Source organism: Pseudomonas sp. AC463, assembly GCF_979253585.1.
This window is the reverse complement of the sequence record NZ_CEEDDZ010000001.1, coordinates 282,941-299,147: the sequence shown is the minus strand read 5'-3', so window position 1 is coordinate 299,147 and position 16,207 is coordinate 282,941. Positions and strand designations below refer to the sequence as shown.

General features: G+C 51.2%; 17 protein-coding genes and 1 pseudogene. 6 read left to right on the top strand and 12 right to left on the bottom strand.

Translation table 11 applies throughout. The features are described from left to right. Nucleotides 1–8: 8 nt before the first annotated feature. Complete coding sequence (locus tag AC0IYH_RS01420; protein WP_471832762.1) at nt 9–1,286, top strand: DUF2254 domain-containing protein; 1,278 nt, start codon at nt 9–11, stop codon at nt 1,284–1,286. A 2-nt stretch (nt 1,287–1,288) separates the two neighbouring features. On the opposite strand, the gene AC0IYH_RS01415 is transcribed toward AC0IYH_RS01420, so the two are convergent. Then, entirely contained in the window at nt 1,289–2,611 is a 1,323-nt protein-coding gene (locus AC0IYH_RS01415) for a chloride channel protein (protein WP_471832761.1), read from the bottom strand. Between the two features lie 202 nt (nt 2,612–2,813). On the opposite strand from AC0IYH_RS01415, the gene AC0IYH_RS01410 reads away from it, so the two are divergent. Then, a complete protein-coding gene (locus AC0IYH_RS01410) occupies nt 2,814–3,434 on the top strand; it encodes a tyrosine-type recombinase/integrase (RefSeq protein ID WP_471832760.1) in 621 nt (206 codons plus the stop codon). Nucleotides 3,435–3,638: 204 nt separating this feature from the next. Here AC0IYH_RS01410 and AC0IYH_RS01405 read toward each other — a convergent pair whose 3' ends face one another. From AC0IYH_RS01405 to AC0IYH_RS01390, 4 genes are all read right to left on the bottom strand, one after another. Next, nucleotides 3,639–3,884 (bottom strand): hypothetical protein, encoded by a 246-nt coding sequence (locus tag AC0IYH_RS01405; protein ID WP_471832759.1) that lies wholly within the window; start codon nt 3,882–3,884, stop codon nt 3,639–3,641. Next, complete coding sequence (locus AC0IYH_RS01400) at nt 3,881–4,159, bottom strand: hypothetical protein (RefSeq protein WP_471832758.1); 279 nt, start codon at nt 4,157–4,159, stop codon at nt 3,881–3,883. Before AC0IYH_RS01400 ends, AC0IYH_RS01405 begins: the two co-directional genes overlap by 4 nt. 246 nt (nt 4,160–4,405) lie before the next feature. Next, nucleotides 4,406–5,419 carry a hypothetical protein gene (locus AC0IYH_RS01395; protein WP_471832757.1) on the bottom strand — a complete coding sequence of 338 codons (1,014 nt, stop codon included), beginning with the start codon at nt 5,417–5,419 and terminating at the stop codon, nt 4,406–4,408. 554 nt (nt 5,420–5,973) lie between these two features. Beyond that, entirely contained in the window at nt 5,974–7,593 is a 1,620-nt protein-coding gene (locus tag AC0IYH_RS01390) for a methyl-accepting chemotaxis protein (protein WP_058421615.1), read from the bottom strand. A 464-nt stretch (nt 7,594–8,057) separates the two neighbouring features. Between AC0IYH_RS01390 and AC0IYH_RS01385 the strand changes: the two genes are divergently transcribed. Continuing rightward, a complete protein-coding gene (locus AC0IYH_RS01385; RefSeq protein WP_065881608.1) occupies nt 8,058–8,663 on the top strand; it encodes an RNA polymerase sigma factor in 606 nt (201 codons plus the stop codon). Between the two features lie 3 nt (nt 8,664–8,666). Here the strand turns inward: AC0IYH_RS01385 and AC0IYH_RS01380 are convergent. Beyond that, a protein-coding gene (locus AC0IYH_RS01380; protein ID WP_471832756.1) for an IS5 family transposase occupies nt 8,667–9,520 on the bottom strand; the annotation gives its coding sequence in 2 pieces (ribosomal slippage) (nt 8,667–9,172 and nt 9,172–9,520; 855 coding nt in all). Nucleotides 9,521–9,646: 126 nt separating this feature from the next. Here AC0IYH_RS01380 and AC0IYH_RS01375 point away from each other — a divergent pair. The 3 genes from AC0IYH_RS01375 (at nt 9,647) to AC0IYH_RS01365 (ending at nt 12,209) form a co-directional block, all read left to right on the top strand. Continuing rightward, entirely contained in the window at nt 9,647–10,324 is a 678-nt protein-coding gene (locus AC0IYH_RS01375) for a response regulator (protein WP_017530590.1), read from the top strand. Between the two features lie 134 nt (nt 10,325–10,458). After that, complete coding sequence (locus tag AC0IYH_RS01370) at nt 10,459–11,712, top strand: sensor histidine kinase (protein WP_471832755.1); 1,254 nt, start codon at nt 10,459–10,461, stop codon at nt 11,710–11,712. 59 nt (nt 11,713–11,771) lie between these two features. Further along, the gene (locus tag AC0IYH_RS01365) at nt 11,772–12,209 is read left to right on the top strand and encodes a hypothetical protein (protein WP_198140456.1); all 438 of its coding nucleotides are present in this window, start codon (nt 11,772–11,774) and stop codon (nt 12,207–12,209) included. A gap of 443 nt (nt 12,210–12,652) precedes the next feature. Here AC0IYH_RS01365 and AC0IYH_RS01360 read toward each other — a convergent pair. From AC0IYH_RS01360 to AC0IYH_RS01335, 6 genes and pseudogenes are all read right to left on the bottom strand, one after another. Continuing rightward, nucleotides 12,653–12,846, bottom strand: a pseudogene (locus tag AC0IYH_RS01360) (transposase); the annotation flags it as partial. A 293-nt stretch (nt 12,847–13,139) separates the two neighbouring features. After that, entirely contained in the window at nt 13,140–13,526 is a 387-nt protein-coding gene (locus tag AC0IYH_RS01355) for a hypothetical protein (protein WP_471832754.1), read from the bottom strand. A 144-nt stretch (nt 13,527–13,670) separates the two neighbouring features. Continuing rightward, a complete protein-coding gene (locus AC0IYH_RS01350) occupies nt 13,671–14,126 on the bottom strand; it encodes a hypothetical protein (protein WP_471832753.1) in 456 nt (151 codons plus the stop codon). Nucleotides 14,127–14,539: 413 nt separating this feature from the next. Beyond that, nucleotides 14,540–14,746, bottom strand: coding sequence for a hypothetical protein (locus AC0IYH_RS01345; protein WP_032883549.1), 207 nt, complete (start codon nt 14,744–14,746; stop codon nt 14,540–14,542). Between the two features lie 99 nt (nt 14,747–14,845). Further along, the gene (locus AC0IYH_RS01340; RefSeq protein ID WP_015371109.1) at nt 14,846–15,160 is read right to left on the bottom strand and encodes a hypothetical protein; all 315 of its coding nucleotides are present in this window, start codon (nt 15,158–15,160) and stop codon (nt 14,846–14,848) included. A 29-nt stretch (nt 15,161–15,189) separates the two neighbouring features. Next, nucleotides 15,190–15,792, bottom strand: a complete 603-nt coding sequence (locus tag AC0IYH_RS01335; protein ID WP_015371108.1) for a hypothetical protein — start codon at nt 15,790–15,792, stop codon at nt 15,190–15,192. Nucleotides 15,793–16,207: the final 415 nt, after the last annotated feature.

Sequence of the window (16,207 nt, the reverse complement as noted above, 5' to 3'; positions counted from 1 at the left end):
GATTGCACATGATCGCCCGTTGGCGCTGGGTCACGAATCAACTCACCAAACGGCTGTGGTTCAGAGCCTCTCTATTTTCCCTTCTAGGGGTAGCGACGGCGTTGCTCGCTGTTGTATTCAAAGATTTCATCCCAGAATCATTGCCAGCGCGTATCGGTGCAGATGCCGTAGACAAAATTCTGGGGATCATTGCCTCCAGCATGCTGGCCGTCACAACCTTTTCGTTAAGCACGATGGTCACCGCTTACGGTGCCGCGAGTAGCGGAGTGACACCGCGCGCCACCACCTTGGTAATGGAAGACACCACGACCCAAAATGCCCTTGCCACGTTTATAGGTTCATTCCTATTTAGCCTGGTAGGGATCATCGCGTTGAGCACGGGGGCTTATGGCACGCAAGGTCGGGTGTTGCTGTTCGCAGTGACGATAATTGTGGTGATCTTGATCGTTTACACCCTCTTGCGCTGGATCGATCACCTCTCAAAACTCGGACGGGTGGGAGAAACCATCGACCGCGTCGAGAAGGCTGCGATAACGGCAATCACTCAACGAGTTCAGTGGCCCTACTTAGGCGGTTCAGCTTACCCGACCGATCTTTCGCTACCTCCTGGCGCAATCACAGTCAAAAGTGAGCTAACAGGCTATGTGCAACATATTGATGTGAGCGCACTTGGAGCCATCGCGCAGGACGATCAAATACAGATTTATCTGGAGGTGCTTCCGGGGACATTTGTGCACGAAGGAATGCCACTGCTCCACATTGTGAGCTTGGGCAACACAAGGGGCGGTGATACCGATACTACAAGAGAGAAGGTTCTAGCGACCCTGACCTTCGGCGTCCGTCGAACCTTTGAAAATGATCCACGCTTCGGACTTTGTGTGCTCTCGGAAATCGCTTCTCGCGCCTTATCGCCTGCGGTGAACGACCCAGGGACAGCCATCGATGTCATTGGCCGGGGAGTGAGGACTTTAACTTGCTGGAGCAAGCCTCACTTCTCTAGCTCGCAAACGGATCAAGGGTGTAAACAGGTCTTTCTCCGAGGATTGACGGTTGATGATCTGTTCGATGATTTTTTTGCTCCGATCAGCAGGGATGGTGCAGCTTTGCTGGAAGTTAACGTGCGCCTGTTGAAAGCCCTCATCAGTCTCGCTGAAATAAACCCAGCGATCTTTAAAGATGCATGCGACAGGCACGTGGATCTTCTGATGGCTCGTGCAGAGTCCACGTTAGCGCTGCAGCATGAGAAGGATCAACTTAGCTCACTGGCTAGAACGATCACGCGGTAGGCTTATTGAGTTGGATTCTTTGGCTTAGTGACAGCTTCTGCACTCTCGAGGAAGCCTCGCGCCAATTGCTGATACAACTCAGGGCCCATTCTTGAACTGACAGCCTTGGCGATCAGGGCTACCGCCATGAGACTGATCACCATGCTGTGGCTATCAATCATCTCCATCACAATGATTGCGGAGGTGATTGGCGACTGAGTGACGGCAGCCAGAAAACCAACCATGCAGAGTGCAATAGTGGGCTGCGCTGCCAGATGGAATAGCTCTGCGGTATTGGCGCCTACTGCTGCCCCTACAGCAAGCGAAGGGGCAAAAATACCTCCTGGAATACCAGAGAAGTAGGTCACTACGGTCGCTAAGAATCGGGTGATGGGGGCGTGCCATGGCAGGACTACATCAGATGCGATGACCTGAGAGGTAATGCCGTAGCCACTACCGAACGACATTCCGCCGCTCAGCCAACCCAATATAGCGACGACCAATCCACAGATGCCGGCAAACCACACCGGGTGCAGACGCCGCCACTGCCAGATGATGAAGTGTGGATGCCGCTGTGGCCATAACAACATTCGGCTGAACAAACCACCCAATAACCCGCACCCAATCCCTATAACTAATGCCGGGACGACTATGTCGAGGTTGATGTCCTGAATGCCAAAATGACCGAAGTAGTTGTAGTTTCCCTGCAAGGCAATGGCAACCATCCCAGAAAGGATAATGGTGCTGAGAAGAACCCCGCTGGTACGGGTCTCCAGCTTGCGTCCAAGTTCTTCTACCGCGAATGCGATCCCTGCCAAGGGCGTATTGAATGCGGCCGCAATACCCGCTGCACCTCCCGCCAGAATGAGATCCTCGCTGCGTACGATTCGCGCATTGGGCAGGAAGCGGTGAAAGAAGTGCATGATGGATGCGGCAACTTGCACTGAGGGGCCTTCACGCCCCGCCGAAAAGCCGCCCGTCAGCGCCAGAGTTCCAAGGCTTATCTTGGCGAAAGCAATGCGCAATGAGACCAGTCTGTTAATGGGCTTACCTTGACGCGCAAGTCGTGTTGCTGCGATTACTTGAGGAATTCCGCTGCCTTGGGCGCCCACGAAAAAGCACGTTGTCAGCCAGACTACGAGCATGCCGATCAGTGGGGTGTAAACAAGAGGAAGCCACGCTCGCTCAGCGATCTGTTGAGCAAACTGCGCCAAGGCCATGTCTGCCAGCCTTGCGAAAGCCACCACCAGCAGGCCGGCAATGGTTGCCGCAATCCATAACGTGACCCTGGTGCGCCAGCGCATCGAGGCGAAGCCTCGGCGTAACAGCATTATCGGTTTGATCACACGAAGTGCTCCTTGAATTCACCTTCTTGATCGTAAGACTAACTAAATAGCATCTTTCCCTCATAGCGACGGTTTTGTTGAGTAAAGAAAACGACCCGTGAGTCGCCCTCCGTTTTTTAGGCGCTGAGTGACTGCTCTTGGCCGGTTAGCAACCGTCGCTCTGATTAGCCATCCTTGTCTTTCCACACGTGGAGGACTTGTCATGAACATCATCGCTACCTGCAGCCGTCAGCCCTGGAACAAAGGAAAACTAGTCGGGCAGAAAGCCCCACTCCGACTGAGAGATATCTGGGCCATCCGAGTAAGGCTTCAAATTGCGGAAAGAACCCGGGATCTGGCTCTCTTCGATCTGGCCATCGACAGTAAGCTTCGAGCCTGCGACTTAACCAAGCTCCGCGTGCGCGATGTCGCTCATGGCGAGCACGTATCATCACGAGCCATGGTGAAGCAGCAGAAAACGCAGCGGCCAGTGCAGTTTGAGATCACTGAGCAAACACGGTCAGCTCTCGTGGCCTGGATACATCAGGCACAACTACGCAGCGAGGACTGCCTTTTTCCTAGCCGGCTGCATACCTCGGACCATCTATCCACTCGTCAATACGCTCGTATCGTCAAAGGCTGGGTGAAAGCCGTAGGCCTTGATCCAGCCATGTATGGCACTCACACAATGAGACGTACGAAGGCATCACTAATCTATCGCAGAACGAAGAACCTACGGGCGGTTCAGTTGCTGCTCGGCCATACGAAGCTGGAGAGCACTGTTCGATATCTGGGGATTGAGGTCGATGACGCACTGGAGATGGCGGAACAGACTGAGGTTTGATCATGCATAGCGACGGTCGAAGTCAGGCCGTCGCTAACCGGCCAATAGCGGTCAGTCGAACTAGCAGGTGGAGACGTAAAATGAGCCCGAGCAAGAACTGCAGTTGCCCGGTGGGACCGCCCAGACGGATGGACAGCCCCACCTCCCGCACTGCATGCTGGCTGACCAGGGCTTTCAACGTCTCCGACTGGATTGCTTCGCCTATCATGGAGTCAATTCCTCACGGCGAGCTGTGGCAGCGACGTCTACCGCAATAGATAGCGCTTCGATGGTGGCCGGAGTCAACGCGCGCGACGCTTGTACACCTTCCACAAAGCCTTCGGCGCGTTCCAGGGCCAGTTCTAAAGCACGCAAATCTGCAGCACGCCATAGGCGTGCGAGGTGGTTGGCCGACTTGGTGCGAATCAAATCTGGCAGGCTGACGCCGTTAAGAGAAAACACTTCGCTCATACGTTTTTCGCCACCGTCTTGGCTCCCAAGCGATCCGCGACAGCCTTCCAGATCTCGGCCAGAGTAGATGTCATGGCCAGTTCTGTTTCATTCGCAATCAGTTCCGCATCCCGCAGAGCCTGCGTGTAGCCAACGGCGTTATGGTAGGCACGTATAGCGTCCGCCTGGTCTGTAGCGGCATGTAGAGCGTTCAACCGTAAATACCAAGCTCTCTGGGTCCTGGCGTTTGGTAAGCCTGGCTGATCGTTAGTCAGGAGTACGGTGTTGGCTGGCATGCCCTAGTCCTTATGTTATGCACTTACCAGCACACGGCGCACTGGTACACCAGTATAGGGTGGCTTCGTTACCGCAGCCACCGGAAAAGGCCCCCACACCAAGCCTTGGTGCGGGGGCCTTTTGAACATAAGCGGCGTTATTCGCATTCAGTGATCAATCCAACTGTCGTCCAGAGCAGTTATCGACAAGAAGGTCGAGATCGATTCGTGCAGAAACTAATACTGACTCCCTGATCTGCCATGAGGTCAATTGGTTTCCTGCATCCTTGTGACATCAAGGGAAAGCTTATAGCGAATTGGTACTGCCGAATTTCTCTCTTCTTCAGACACCTCTTGTATGCAAAAGGGAAATTCATTCGAGATCCGATGCATCAAGAGATGAATAAACATACACTCCGTAACACCAAGGATAAATTCTACGATCGCGGCCATATCTTCCATGATAGGGCGAGGTTTGACCACGTCCTGCCCTTTTAAATACCAAGTAGGTGTTTGTATCTGTCCGTCCGGCAGCACACGAAAATTCTCAATTACGGTTCTTATTTGCTTCGGGTGCTCGTGAAAGTTACGTAGCTCGATCAAAGAGCGCACACTCTCCGCGTTACCTCGCACAAATGTAGAAATCGAAGATGTCTCCCCTAGGGCATCCGACAGCCTTTCGGCGAGGTGATCAAAATTAGTATCTATTTTGTTAAGCTGAATAAACATAGATGGTAGTTCGCAGATCAGCTTGATCGCTCTATTCACTTGAACTAAAAATGTCCCGCAATCCAACTCTAAGTCGTGAACCTGAGGAAAAGGGTTTAGGCCACGACCGTGATTATCTTTGGCTACGCCATGCGCGGTAATGTTGATGATGATTTCATCAATGCGGGAAGCAACTCTGGTAGACACTCTTTCACAAGCAAGCAGCATTTCCTTGCAGCTGTGTAGATGCGATAAAACCGCTACTTTATCGATATCTCCTTCGAACATTGCGAGGTCAAGCATTTCCCGGCTTTGCAGAAGCACGCGAGCAACTATGGGGTTGCTTGATCCCACATCGGCCACTGGGGACACCACCCAGGGTGCATCTGGATTAGTGTTATCTGGATCAATTGATTCAGGCGTCTGAACTCGAAAGGTTTTGTCTTGCTTGTAAATCTCTAAGAACGAACCGCAGGGGCACATTTTTGTGATTGGCCCAGTTCCACCTTGAAGCTCCATTTTTCCTGCAGCGTGCCGAGGGAGTTTTGTGTTTGCGCGCGGTGCTTCGCTCATCGATGACCCCACAAATAGACGTCAATTATTGGATAGCTGTATCGCCTCTGCTTGATAGACACATACCTAGGGTCGATTCCCGCTTACTCCACTCTATCACCTGAGCCGTATTCTGGCCGAAAACTGCCAGCAGTTGGGTAGGTCGCCGGTGGTAAATGAAATGGCGACTCGCATCAGTTACTGGCTCTACTTTACGCACCGAAATAGAGCACCAGTCCCATGGTGGTCCCATGGGGCTATTTTCTGGACGCCAAAAACCACAAACCCCCGACTTTCTCTAGTAAAATCAGGGGCTTGCGCTTTCTCAATTTGGCGGTGAAGGAGAAGATTCGAAACCCCATCACTTCAGGCATACGCAGCGTCCGATTCAGCTCGTACGCAATGACTGCTATTGGCCGATGGCTGCCCGTTACAAAGTGCAGTAGTCGGCCAAAAGCGGAAGTTCGGTTTATAGGAACTGCCTGGTGTTGCGACGATTGCATCAATTAGGCTACTCAACCGGTCATTGAGTGGCTAGTCTGAAGCTAGCCATCAGCGCCCCCAAAAAGCCTTTGTCACACAACAAATCGGTTAACTAACTGATTCAGGTTCACCGCTAGCTTTGACATCTCACCACACGCACTCGCTGTTTGGGCGGCTCCAGCAGCACTCTGTGTTGCAAGTTCACGAATGCTGACCAGGTTTCGATCAACTTCCCTAGCGACGTGAGATTGCTCTTCAGAGGCTGTCGCGATCATTAGGTTGCGTTCGTTAATTTGAATAATGCCCGTTGATATTTGATCCAGTGAGGTACTGGCCTCTTGGGCAACACCAAGAGATTCGGTGGCCAGGTCTCTGCTTGTATTCATCGCCTTCACGGCTAGGTCAGAATCACTCTGAATAGCAGCAATCATCTGCTCAATTTCCTGAGTCGACACTTGGGTGCGGTGGGCTAATGCCCTTACTTCATCAGCGACCACTGCAAATCCACGACCTTGCTCGCCAGCTCGCGCGGCCTCGATAGCGGCGTTTAACGCCAACAGGTTGGTTTGCTCTGCAATTGCCCGAATCACCTCGACAACTTTAGTGATGCTTTGGGCACGATCTGACAACCCTTGAATCTGTTGGCTTGTGTTTTCGACGTTACCGTTCAGCTTTTGAATTGACTTTAACGTCTGAGCCACCCGCGCCAAACCTACCTCAGTGTAACCCTGGGTACGCTTTGACTCTTCGGAAGCTGACTCCGCGTTGCGAGCGACCTCATCAACTGCCGCACTCATTTCTGTGACCGCTGTTGCAGCCTGATTGACTTCATCGTTCTGGGAAACAAGGCCCCGGCTTGACTCTTCAGTAACCACTGTCATCTCCTCCGAAGCTGAGGCCAACTGGGTGGAAGAATCGGATATCTGCATAATTGTGGCACGCAGGTTTGCCTGCATCTGCGCCAGAGCTTTCAACAGTCTCCCAGCCTCATCAGTACCACTGACCAATATCTCCTTGGAGAGATCACTAGCCGCGATACGCTCTGCCACAGACAGGGCATCGTTAATCGGAGAGGTAATACTTTTCGTGAGCACAAAAGCCAATCCTGCCGTCAAAATGACCACGCCCGTTATAAGTCCGATAACAAGCCAAAAACCATGGCTATAGAGATCGGTCGCGGTTTGCCCTGCCTGCGCTGCGCCTTCGTTGTTAAAGTTGGTCAAGTCTTTAATTTGCTGCTCCATTGTATTCGTGAGCGGGCGAATGCCTGTACTCACCAGATTGACCGCTGTGGCGATCTCACCTTGCCTCATCAAAGGTTCGAGAATATCTAGTTGTTTGGAATATGCATCGGCGCTGTTTTTTACCGGTGTGTAAAACGAGCGCTCTTTATCACTCGCTATCAGAGGATCATAGTTTGCCACCGCATCGGTGAAAGCCTTGCGATAGCCGGCGAAGCTTTCAATGTTCTTTTGAATGGACTGAGGATCGGCAATGGCTCGCTGGGTTTCGAGCCTCAGGCGAAGTGTCGCTTTGTCCATCAAAGCCGTTTGTCGGATACTGGCCATCCAATTGAGCTCAACGTCTTTTTCGGCATCCCTAAGCTTGCCCATTTGCAGGACTGCGAATACGCCGAGTACAAAAACAAGAACTATGATTGAAGCGAAAAACAGGGCAGCTCGTGGAGCTAAATTGAGGTTTCTGACGCGCATACGACGTTCCTGCTTTCCAATGATTGTTGAGATGCTCAAAAGGCTATCGACCCAAAGCTGAAAACTTGAAGCAAGTCGTCGAAAGGTGAAGTGAATGGTCCCTAGTTTCCTAGACACCTATGAGCAGCTGCTTTTGGCCGGTTTCTACCTATGCTGGCGGCGGGAGGGATACCGTCGCTACACGACCCAAAGCTGACGGTGGACTTAGGCAGAGATCGGCCAGCAGCTGCCAGCCGCATGCGTCTTGAAAAGTAGCGGCGCTTCACTCCTTCCACATTTAATTATCTTCGCTGTGCATCTAGTGAATGGGTTGATCCGTATGTGCTCTTGAGGGCTCGAGTGCGATGAGTATCCGAGATTATCAAGCGATGCAGTGCGATGAGTGGTTAGGCATTTCATGATCCGAACCGTCATCTCTGCCAAGGACAGCTACGATCATGATACGACCACAGTTAGGTACTGCCATGAACGCCAAGGATGACGCTCATTTTTTGGACCGCCTATTGCGCGGAGAACAAGACGCATATCGTGATTTGGTGTGCACGCATCAGGGAGCCATGAAGGCCATAGCTTATGGAATCGTGGGGCGGCACCATGCAGATGACGTAGTGCAAGAGGCATGGCTTGCGATTGTGAAAGGCATAGGCAAATTTCAGAGACGATCTAGCTTAAGAACCTGGATGATGGCCGTCACGTCCAATACGGCGAAGTGCCGATATAAAGCTCGGCGAAGTGAGTCGAATTGTATTCCATGTACCTCGTGGATTGAGGGAGGAGGCGTTTTAGTCGTAGGTGATTATTCCTACACTCCTTCCGTGATATCGCATGAAGATAGCCCTGAAGCACTTCTGAGCGAATCCGAGCTATATGCTCGCATCAACATTGCTCTCGAGACTCTACCGGAATTGCAGAGAAGCGTATTGATATTGAGGGAGCGCTCTGGGTTGGATCTAAACGAAATTTCTACGCTTCTTGGGATATCGCTGACTAACGTAAGAGTGCTATTGCACCGAGCTCGTTTAAAGGTTTTTTCTGCAATAGCGAAGTACCAGTCCGCTCTTGATATGTGAGCATTAGGGTTTGTCTGAAAAGTCAGCCCGCAAGCATTTCTCGATACAGGCCAGTGTAACCATGGCTTTGAAGCTGCTCGCCAGTTTTTCGTATCGCGTACAGAGCCGACGTTTTTCTTTGAGCCAACTGAACAGCCGTTCGATCACGTTGCGCTTTTTATATTGTGGCCTGTCGAACAGTCGAGGCAGGCCTGGTCGAGGCTTGCGATGCATCTTGCGCAAGGGAATGATCGGCTGCATGCCGTAGCGGTCACAGTACTGACGCAGTATCTGGCTGTCATAGCCCTTGTCCGCCAGTACACATCGGCAACGCTTACGCGGACGACCCTTGCTGCCTGGCAGGCTGATCTGTTCCAGTAGCGGCATGAAATAGCGCGAGTCGGCTTCTTGACCGGGCGACAACATGACAGCCAGGGGGAAGCCATGGCTGTCGCAGGCGAGATGTATTTTGGTGGTCAATCCGCCTCGGCTACGGCCTAGGCAGTGGTGTTGCGGTTCTTGCGGGCCCCTTTTTTTCCAGCACCGCTGGCCGCTCGGGTAGCTCGAATCGATGTCGAATCGACCATCCAGGTATTCAGATCGATAAAGCCATCTTCGCACAAACGAAGGTGTAAATGGCGCAGAACCTGCTCAAAAGTGCCGTTGTCACGCCATTGTCGGAAACGCTGGTAAACGGTCTTCCAAGGCCCAAAGCGCTCTGGAAGATCTCGCCATTTGGCACCAGAGCACAAAATCCAGAAGATTCCGTTAAGCATCTGGCGGTCATCGCGCCTTGACCGCCCCATGTGTTGAGGAGGAGAAACGATGGCTTCGATCATCGCCCAACGCTCAGATGAAATTTCATAGCGGCCTGTCATGACGGCCCTCTTGGCAATCAGAGGGCATCATTTTAGTCAAAGAGACTTTTCAGACAAATCCTAATAGATTTCCTAATATATTTTTTCTTCAGACGTTCTTCATTCACTTTTGATAACGTAACTATTGTGAAAATTCTCCTAATCGAAGACGACCTGGATCTCGGCAATGGCGTTCGTATCGCACTTGCAGATCAAGGGTTAGATGTCATATGGGTTCGCCGAAAAGTAGATGCGTTGCATCAGCTCGATGTCTGCGTACCAGAACTTGTGCTACTCGACCTCGGACTGCCCGACGGTGACGGCATGAGCCTGGTAGCATGCTTACGTCAGCAGTTCAGGGGGATCCCCGTCATCATCCTGACTGCAAGAGGCACTCTGCAAGATCGCCTGTGTGGGCTCGATGCGGGTGCAGACGACTATCTGGTAAAACCATTTGTTCTCGCCGAGTTGTTGGCTAGGGTGAGAGCACTGGCCCGACGCAGTTACGGTTTTCAAAATGAGGTGATAGAAATTCGAGGATTATTTCTTCATATGCCGACTCGTCGCGTGACAGTTAGTGGACGTAATGTTGATTTAACGGCAAGTGAATACGCCCTGCTTGAAATTTTAATGATGCGCGCTGACCGCGTGCTTACACGACGTTTTCTGGAGGAAAGGCTATTCGGCGCGAAAGAAAATATGAGTAATCCGCTGGATGTGCATATGGGAAATTTGCGTCGCAAAATCGGCGAAGGCTATGTGCGAACGGTGCGGGGTGTGGGGTATGTCATTGATACCGCTACAATTCAGAAAGGGATTGGTTGATGCGAAATTTTTGGCTCAACTTGAAAACGCCAACGCTTGTAAGACGAATTATACTCGCCCAGATGCTACTACTTACACTGCTTTGGTGTCTTTTTCTGACCTACATCTTGTGGGAGAACTTGCGAAGCCCCTCTATGCTCACGGGTAGCAATACTTACGAAACCATTCTTACATTAGTTAAGCGCATGGATGATCGCCCGCAGGACCTCACTACTGTGCTGGAAAAGTTCAGCGAAGCATTGCAGGAAGGTTATGGCGGAGGTGAAGATCCCAAACTGTCAATCAGCCTCATTGTTCGTAAGAATAGAAAGATAATTTATTCATCTGATGGTGCTCCGACAGGAGTAACAAATAGCAGGTATGGAGAAATTCAGAGCATTCAGAGTGAGGGGCGCAGCTGGAATAGCCGTACTCTCAAATCAGGGAACTCCGACGCGGAGGTAACACTTATTACCCCTGCCGGAGGCTGGAAATTCTTCATATACCTGAACTCTCGTGGATACTACATATTGCCGCTGCTGGTGTGCATTCCTTTTCTTTTTTTTCCCGCATGGCTATCAGTCCGTATTGCAATGCGCCCTTGGAGCAAGGTGATAAATGGTATTTCTTTGCGAACTTTAGAAGATCTCTCCCCCTTAAAAGAAGGACCAAAGCAGATAGAGCTTCGCCAAATGGTGGACGCGACTAATCTATTTCTTGCCAGAGTGCGAGCAAGTTCTGAGAGGGAACGGGTTTTCATTGCAGATGCCGCTCATGAGCTGCGTACTCCCCTGGCTGCAATGCGAATCAATGTTGAGGCTTTGCAGTCCTATGTAAGCAGCACTAATCAACAGGAGCTGCTTGCAGGGATTATTCGCAGCAATAGCCGTGCTGCGCGTCTCGTCAATCAGTTATTGCTGCTGATGCATAGCGAAGCAAGCATCGACACTGTTATGGAGGCTGTGCCGCTGACGACCCTCATACAAGAGCAAATGGCTGCGCTGGCCCCCCTAGCGGCTGAGCGTAGGATTGAACTTGAATTCTACTCTGATGGTGAAAGCTGGATCAATGGCATCAGGGAACGCCTTATGTCGCTGATTGATAACTTAATTGAAAATGCCGTGAAGTACAGCCCTGAGGGCGGACGCGTTGAGGTAGATGTGCGATCACTTGATAAATCTACTCAGCTACGTGTCTCAGATGCAGGCCCTGGCATTCCATTTGAATTAAGGGCGCGAGTCTTCGATAGGTTTTTTCGCGAACCCAATCAAATGCAAAGCGGCAGCGGACTGGGGCTCGCAATAGTCAAAGCGGTTGCACTGCAACACAACAGCAACGTATGGCTAAGTACATCTGCAGAGGGTGGACTCCTGGCGACTGTTGATTTTCCAAAACACAATTCCGACTGAAAAAGCATGATTTGATGCCTGCCCGGCGGAGGGCCCATACCAGAACAATGGAGTTGAAATTGAAATATTTATCCTTGCCTATACTATTCTTTTCTATCTCAATCAGCGGGTGCGCTATAACCGTCAGCGAATTAAAAAGTAGTCATTCATCTTATGACGGCAGCTTCACTAGCGAGAAGACGCCCTCCGATACTTATCGAAACTTAAGACTAATGGCAAGACAATGCCTGGAACATGAGACATATACAGGAAAGCCGGTCATCGTATTAAGCGAGTTTAGTGATGAGCGTAGTGAAGGTGAGATCAATCAAAAGCTCCTTTCGGAAGGACTGTTGATTAACAACGCCCTAATTGAAATAGAAAGACATGATGCGAACAAAGCACAGGTCAGGTTGTACACAACAAAGAGCATCTTGAGTGTCGGTGCTAGATCGCCGAAGATAAGTGATATCAAGCGCTGGGCTGACGGCGATATAAATTGCGCTAACGAACTCTAGTTCATGCCGTGAGTACTCCAAGTACTATTGGAAAAATCCCGCATAATCGTTCAATCTGCTTTTATAGGTCAACGGCGACATATGCAATGAGCCGTTTGCCAGTCGCCTGCATAGAGTCGATGCAGCGAGGAGCCGACTTGTCGCTTAGGAGTAGTGGGCCTAAATGTAGGTAGCATTCTATGGTTGGGTGTTTGAATGCTTCAGGGTATCGGACGGAGCCGTAAAGCTTGATCGCAATATGCTCTGAATAATGGTGACCGATTGGCCAAGTGTCGGTAGGCGTGGCCATGCTGAAAGACCATTGTTGGCGCTGGAGCGAGATTGATCCAGTTGCTGATATTTAGCTGACCCGGGCTGTTGTGACGTAAACGATCATTGGCTCTGGGTAATTCGCGAGCTGACCGGGTAAGCGTCCCGTCCGCAACAGCGGCAATCCGTCATCAGCGGTCACAAACAGTCTTCCAAGGCCCAAAGCGCTCTGGAAGATCCCGCCATTTGGCGCCCGAGCACAATATCCAGAAGATACCGTTAAGCATCTGACGGTCATCGCGCCTTGGGCGTCCCATGCGTTGAGGAGGGGAACGATGGATTCGATCATCGCCCAACGTGCAGATGAGATTTCATATCGGCCTGCCATAACGGCCCTCCCAGCAACCAGAGCACGTCATCTTAGCCAAAGCGACTTTTCAGACAAACCCTAGGAGGATTTTTCCAACGGTCTGGATGGCTGATTGAATAGCCCCTGTTTCTGTAGACACCTGATGACCGCTTTTGGCCGATTTCTGCCTGTCGCGACCGGCTGAAACCGACCCAAAGCTGACGGTGGCGACAGTCAGAGATCGGCCAAAAGCAGCTCCTCAATTCAGGGGCGTTTTCGTCCGAAAAAACACCATTCGGAAATGTCTGAAAGAGGACGCGCAGGCACCTACCTCAAGGACGATGCAGCCCTGTCGCATCCCGCCAGTACAAGGTTTTTTCGAACTGAAAGCTAATAAGAAAGAAAGCCGAACACGACTGAGATATGGACCGAGCGATTTTATTCAGATCTTCCATAGCCGACTCCCCCTCTGGTTCGGGCCCTTTAATTCTGATGGTGCAACGCACAGCGACAGGGAAGTCGATACCCATTGTATTCTCAGCATAAATCGTAGGGGCATCGAGTACGTCATTGGTACTCAATTTAAGTCCCGAGCTAAATTCAGCGTATAGCCCATTTCCTGCGACCTCTATTTCCCAAGCACCGGCATTCGCAACTGCCTTGCTCAGCGTCGAAATTGTGAGCGTACTATCAGCTTCCAAGCACAGATCAAGACTCATGAATCCTCCCTTTTCCTTGGCTGCACACTTGCACCAAAATTTTTGAGTGCGATCTTCGCGACAGTGTATTTGGCTAGGGGTTTGAACGACCTCCGCCGTTCACTATGGGCGGGAGTCGACCCAAAGCCGACATAACTCCGTGCATTATCGTTTTTCCACAACAACCACATAATCGGAGAAGTCGACATCACCCACCCCGTCGCTACATTCCAACGTTATCGTGCCATCGGTCCCGTGGACGTGAATTCCAGCATTGCCAACCCATGCGTTCATGCCAAAAGCGCTCTTCCAGACGTTCCAGATTTTTAGAACGTTTCCACCTTTAGAAAACACTTCTATCTCCAAAGCATCGGGACTGGTATCAGACCACAAAACTATTTCGGGACAGCCGTTGCCAGAGCCTTCGACGACGATTTGCCCGCCCATCATCTTTAATGCCAATCCTTGCACTCGACCGTTCGTAGCGCCCAATCGACGAACTGAAAAGACGGTTCTGGGTTCTGTGATCTTGATCTCCATTATCGCAACGATAGTTTTTCCATTGAAACTTATGGGCTTCCCTTTGGTGCGCATAAATGTAGAGGAGAGTGTTTCTTCCATTTTTTGATCCCCGGAATCTCTCAGGTGCCTTGCCTCAGTTTGGCCTAGCGAGGTTAGCATCCCTATACCTTAAGGGATTATGAATGGCTGCTTCTGGCCGAGGCTGTGGAAAAACGTTTTTGAGCGCGACAGGTACTCAAAACCGAACCGAAAATCGCGTTTCTACGCAAAATCCACATCTGCTGACGTACCGATAAATTTCAGATTTGACGTAGACGCGGACACTTAAATTTTGGTGAAGCGTTTTTACACACTCTGGGCCATTAGCCGCCATTTACTAAAAGCCGCTTTCGACTCAAAGCTGGCAATGGCGATACCCCAGACTGATTCCGGCCCGATACGATAGAAGCATTTACAACACTTGGTCGTGCCCAGCCCCATTGTTCGGGAACCTTCTGGCCACTTAATAAGAACTAATGCTGATCGTCTGGAGGGACGGTAACGGGATGAAGAAAAGAGTTCCAGGCCTTGTATGCTTCATGATGCTTTTTGACTTCCTCATCCCAATCAGGCCCTGAAACTCTCTTCGAGACCACCATCATCATCATTTTGGTATTGGCGGCATCAAGCTCAACTAGTAGCTCGTGGCATCTAAATCTAAAATCATCTATGTCTTCCATATACTCACCTTGCGACAGGTCTAGCCGGATATACCGGGTCATGCCCATTTTCGTAATGACAAGTCCCCAAAGACAAAGGTTCATTGAGCAGCCGAGTTTCTATTCGGCATGTTTTGAACAGACTGCATCGCACAGCAGCTCCAACAACTCATTCGCCAGGACCGCCGCTTCTTGTCGATAGTCGGCGTTCCAGCGGCACGACCAGTTATCAGGCTTTCCCTCATCCTCCCATTGCGCCAATGCAAGCCCGTTGAGTATTTCCAGCTCGAACCAAACACGCTGCCAAGCGACGGCGTCCTGGACTGACGCCGTGTCTTGCCATAGGAATTCTGTTTGCACGACAAATGCCGACCATGCAAACAGATCCTCTGAGGCTCGCTCACCGATCATTCGGAAGTATTTTGCGCTAGCCAATCAACGATTCCTTGTAGTCGTTTACCTGTTTAGTAAACGTCTATCCCCGGATAGAGATCCGCGGGTGGACGATAATTGGGGTTCTCAAAGCGGCTGTTCTCGTAATGGGTTTTGGCCGTCGGTCCATCGCCGTTATAGGTCACCTGCGGGTTTGGCGTGAGATGCCAACCGCTTCCTTCCTTGTCGCGCTCGATCAGTGATGCGTATAACCTACAGTTGCCTGATGAGCCGGATGTCAGCCTGAACTGGTAATAGCGTCCGGCTTGGGGCGTGAACTTAGTCGAGACATAGCAGGAACGAGTGCGTGTCCCCTCCCAGAATAGATCCACTTGCGTTTCGATACCGGGTCGGATCTGCGTTTCGTAATAGTCCCATGTAAGGTCTTGCCCTGCCTTTGGCATGCCCACGTCCTGTGTGTGGGTGAATGGCAGGGGGCCGGTGCGAACGGCGCCGCCCGAACGTTTGCCGTTTTCGTATTGGTAAATTTCGGCGTGCTGCGTGTAGTCGACGATACGTACCCAGGCAGGGTTGGGCTCGTTTTCGGGCGCGGTAAAGTAGTTGGTATGGGGCAAAAACTGGCAGCCTGCGAACAACGGCAATGCAAGCAGGCAGAGCAGAGGGCGTATCGACATGAAGCCTTTCCTTTTGCGGAGTCAGGGTTACAGACAGCAAAAGAGGAGGCGCATTGCGTAAAAGCTGAAAATTTTGTGGCTGAATCGTCGCGACGATATCGGTTTCAACCGGTCGCGACAGGCAGAAATCGGCCAGAAGGAGCCAATCAGGTGCACCCAGCCAGGGTCAAGCTCTGATATTGGCAGAGCCATATCCTTAGCGCTTGAGGCAGAGGGGCGGGGTCGGTTTGCTATGACTCTCACGCCCGGATGCAAAACCTGGTCGCTACGACGAAGAAATCGATCTTGACACAAATGCATTGACAATCAAGCGAGGTGGCAATGCCAACTTCGCTCTTGCGGACGCGGGTTTGACAGCAGATGTCCGAGTTTTTGTAACCAAGCAGTAGGACACTTCGGCCGTTTAGGCATCATG

Bases quoted from the DNA above. Each gene is read 5' to 3' on its own strand.
- AC0IYH_RS01420 (WP_471832762.1), top strand. From the start codon at position 9: ATGATCGCCCGTTGGCGCTGGGTCACGAATCAACTCACCAAACGGCTG.
- AC0IYH_RS01410 (WP_471832760.1), top strand. From the start codon at position 2,814: ATGAACATCATCGCTACCTGCAGCCGTCAGCCCTGGAACAAAGGAAAA.
- AC0IYH_RS01405 (WP_471832759.1), bottom strand. From the start codon at position 3,884: ATGAGCGAAGTGTTTTCTCTTAACGGCGTCAGCCTGCCAGATTTGATT.
- AC0IYH_RS01400 (WP_471832758.1), bottom strand. From the start codon at position 4,159: ATGCCAGCCAACACCGTACTCCTGACTAACGATCAGCCAGGCTTACCA.
- AC0IYH_RS01395 (WP_471832757.1), bottom strand. From the start codon at position 5,419: ATGAGCGAAGCACCGCGCGCAAACACAAAACTCCCTCGGCACGCTGCA.
- AC0IYH_RS01390 (WP_058421615.1), bottom strand. From the start codon at position 7,593: ATGCGCGTCAGAAACCTCAATTTAGCTCCACGAGCTGCCCTGTTTTTC.
- AC0IYH_RS01385 (WP_065881608.1), top strand. From the start codon at position 8,058: ATGAACGCCAAGGATGACGCTCATTTTTTGGACCGCCTATTGCGCGGA.
- AC0IYH_RS01370 (WP_471832755.1), top strand. From the start codon at position 10,459: ATGCTCACGGGTAGCAATACTTACGAAACCATTCTTACATTAGTTAAG.
- AC0IYH_RS01355 (WP_471832754.1), bottom strand. From the start codon at position 13,526: ATGAGTCTTGATCTGTGCTTGGAAGCTGATAGTACGCTCACAATTTCG.
- AC0IYH_RS01350 (WP_471832753.1), bottom strand. From the start codon at position 14,126: ATGGAAGAAACACTCTCCTCTACATTTATGCGCACCAAAGGGAAGCCC.
- AC0IYH_RS01345 (WP_032883549.1), bottom strand. From the start codon at position 14,746: ATGGAAGACATAGATGATTTTAGATTTAGATGCCACGAGCTACTAGTT.
- AC0IYH_RS01335 (WP_015371108.1), bottom strand. From the start codon at position 15,792: ATGTCGATACGCCCTCTGCTCTGCCTGCTTGCATTGCCGTTGTTCGCA.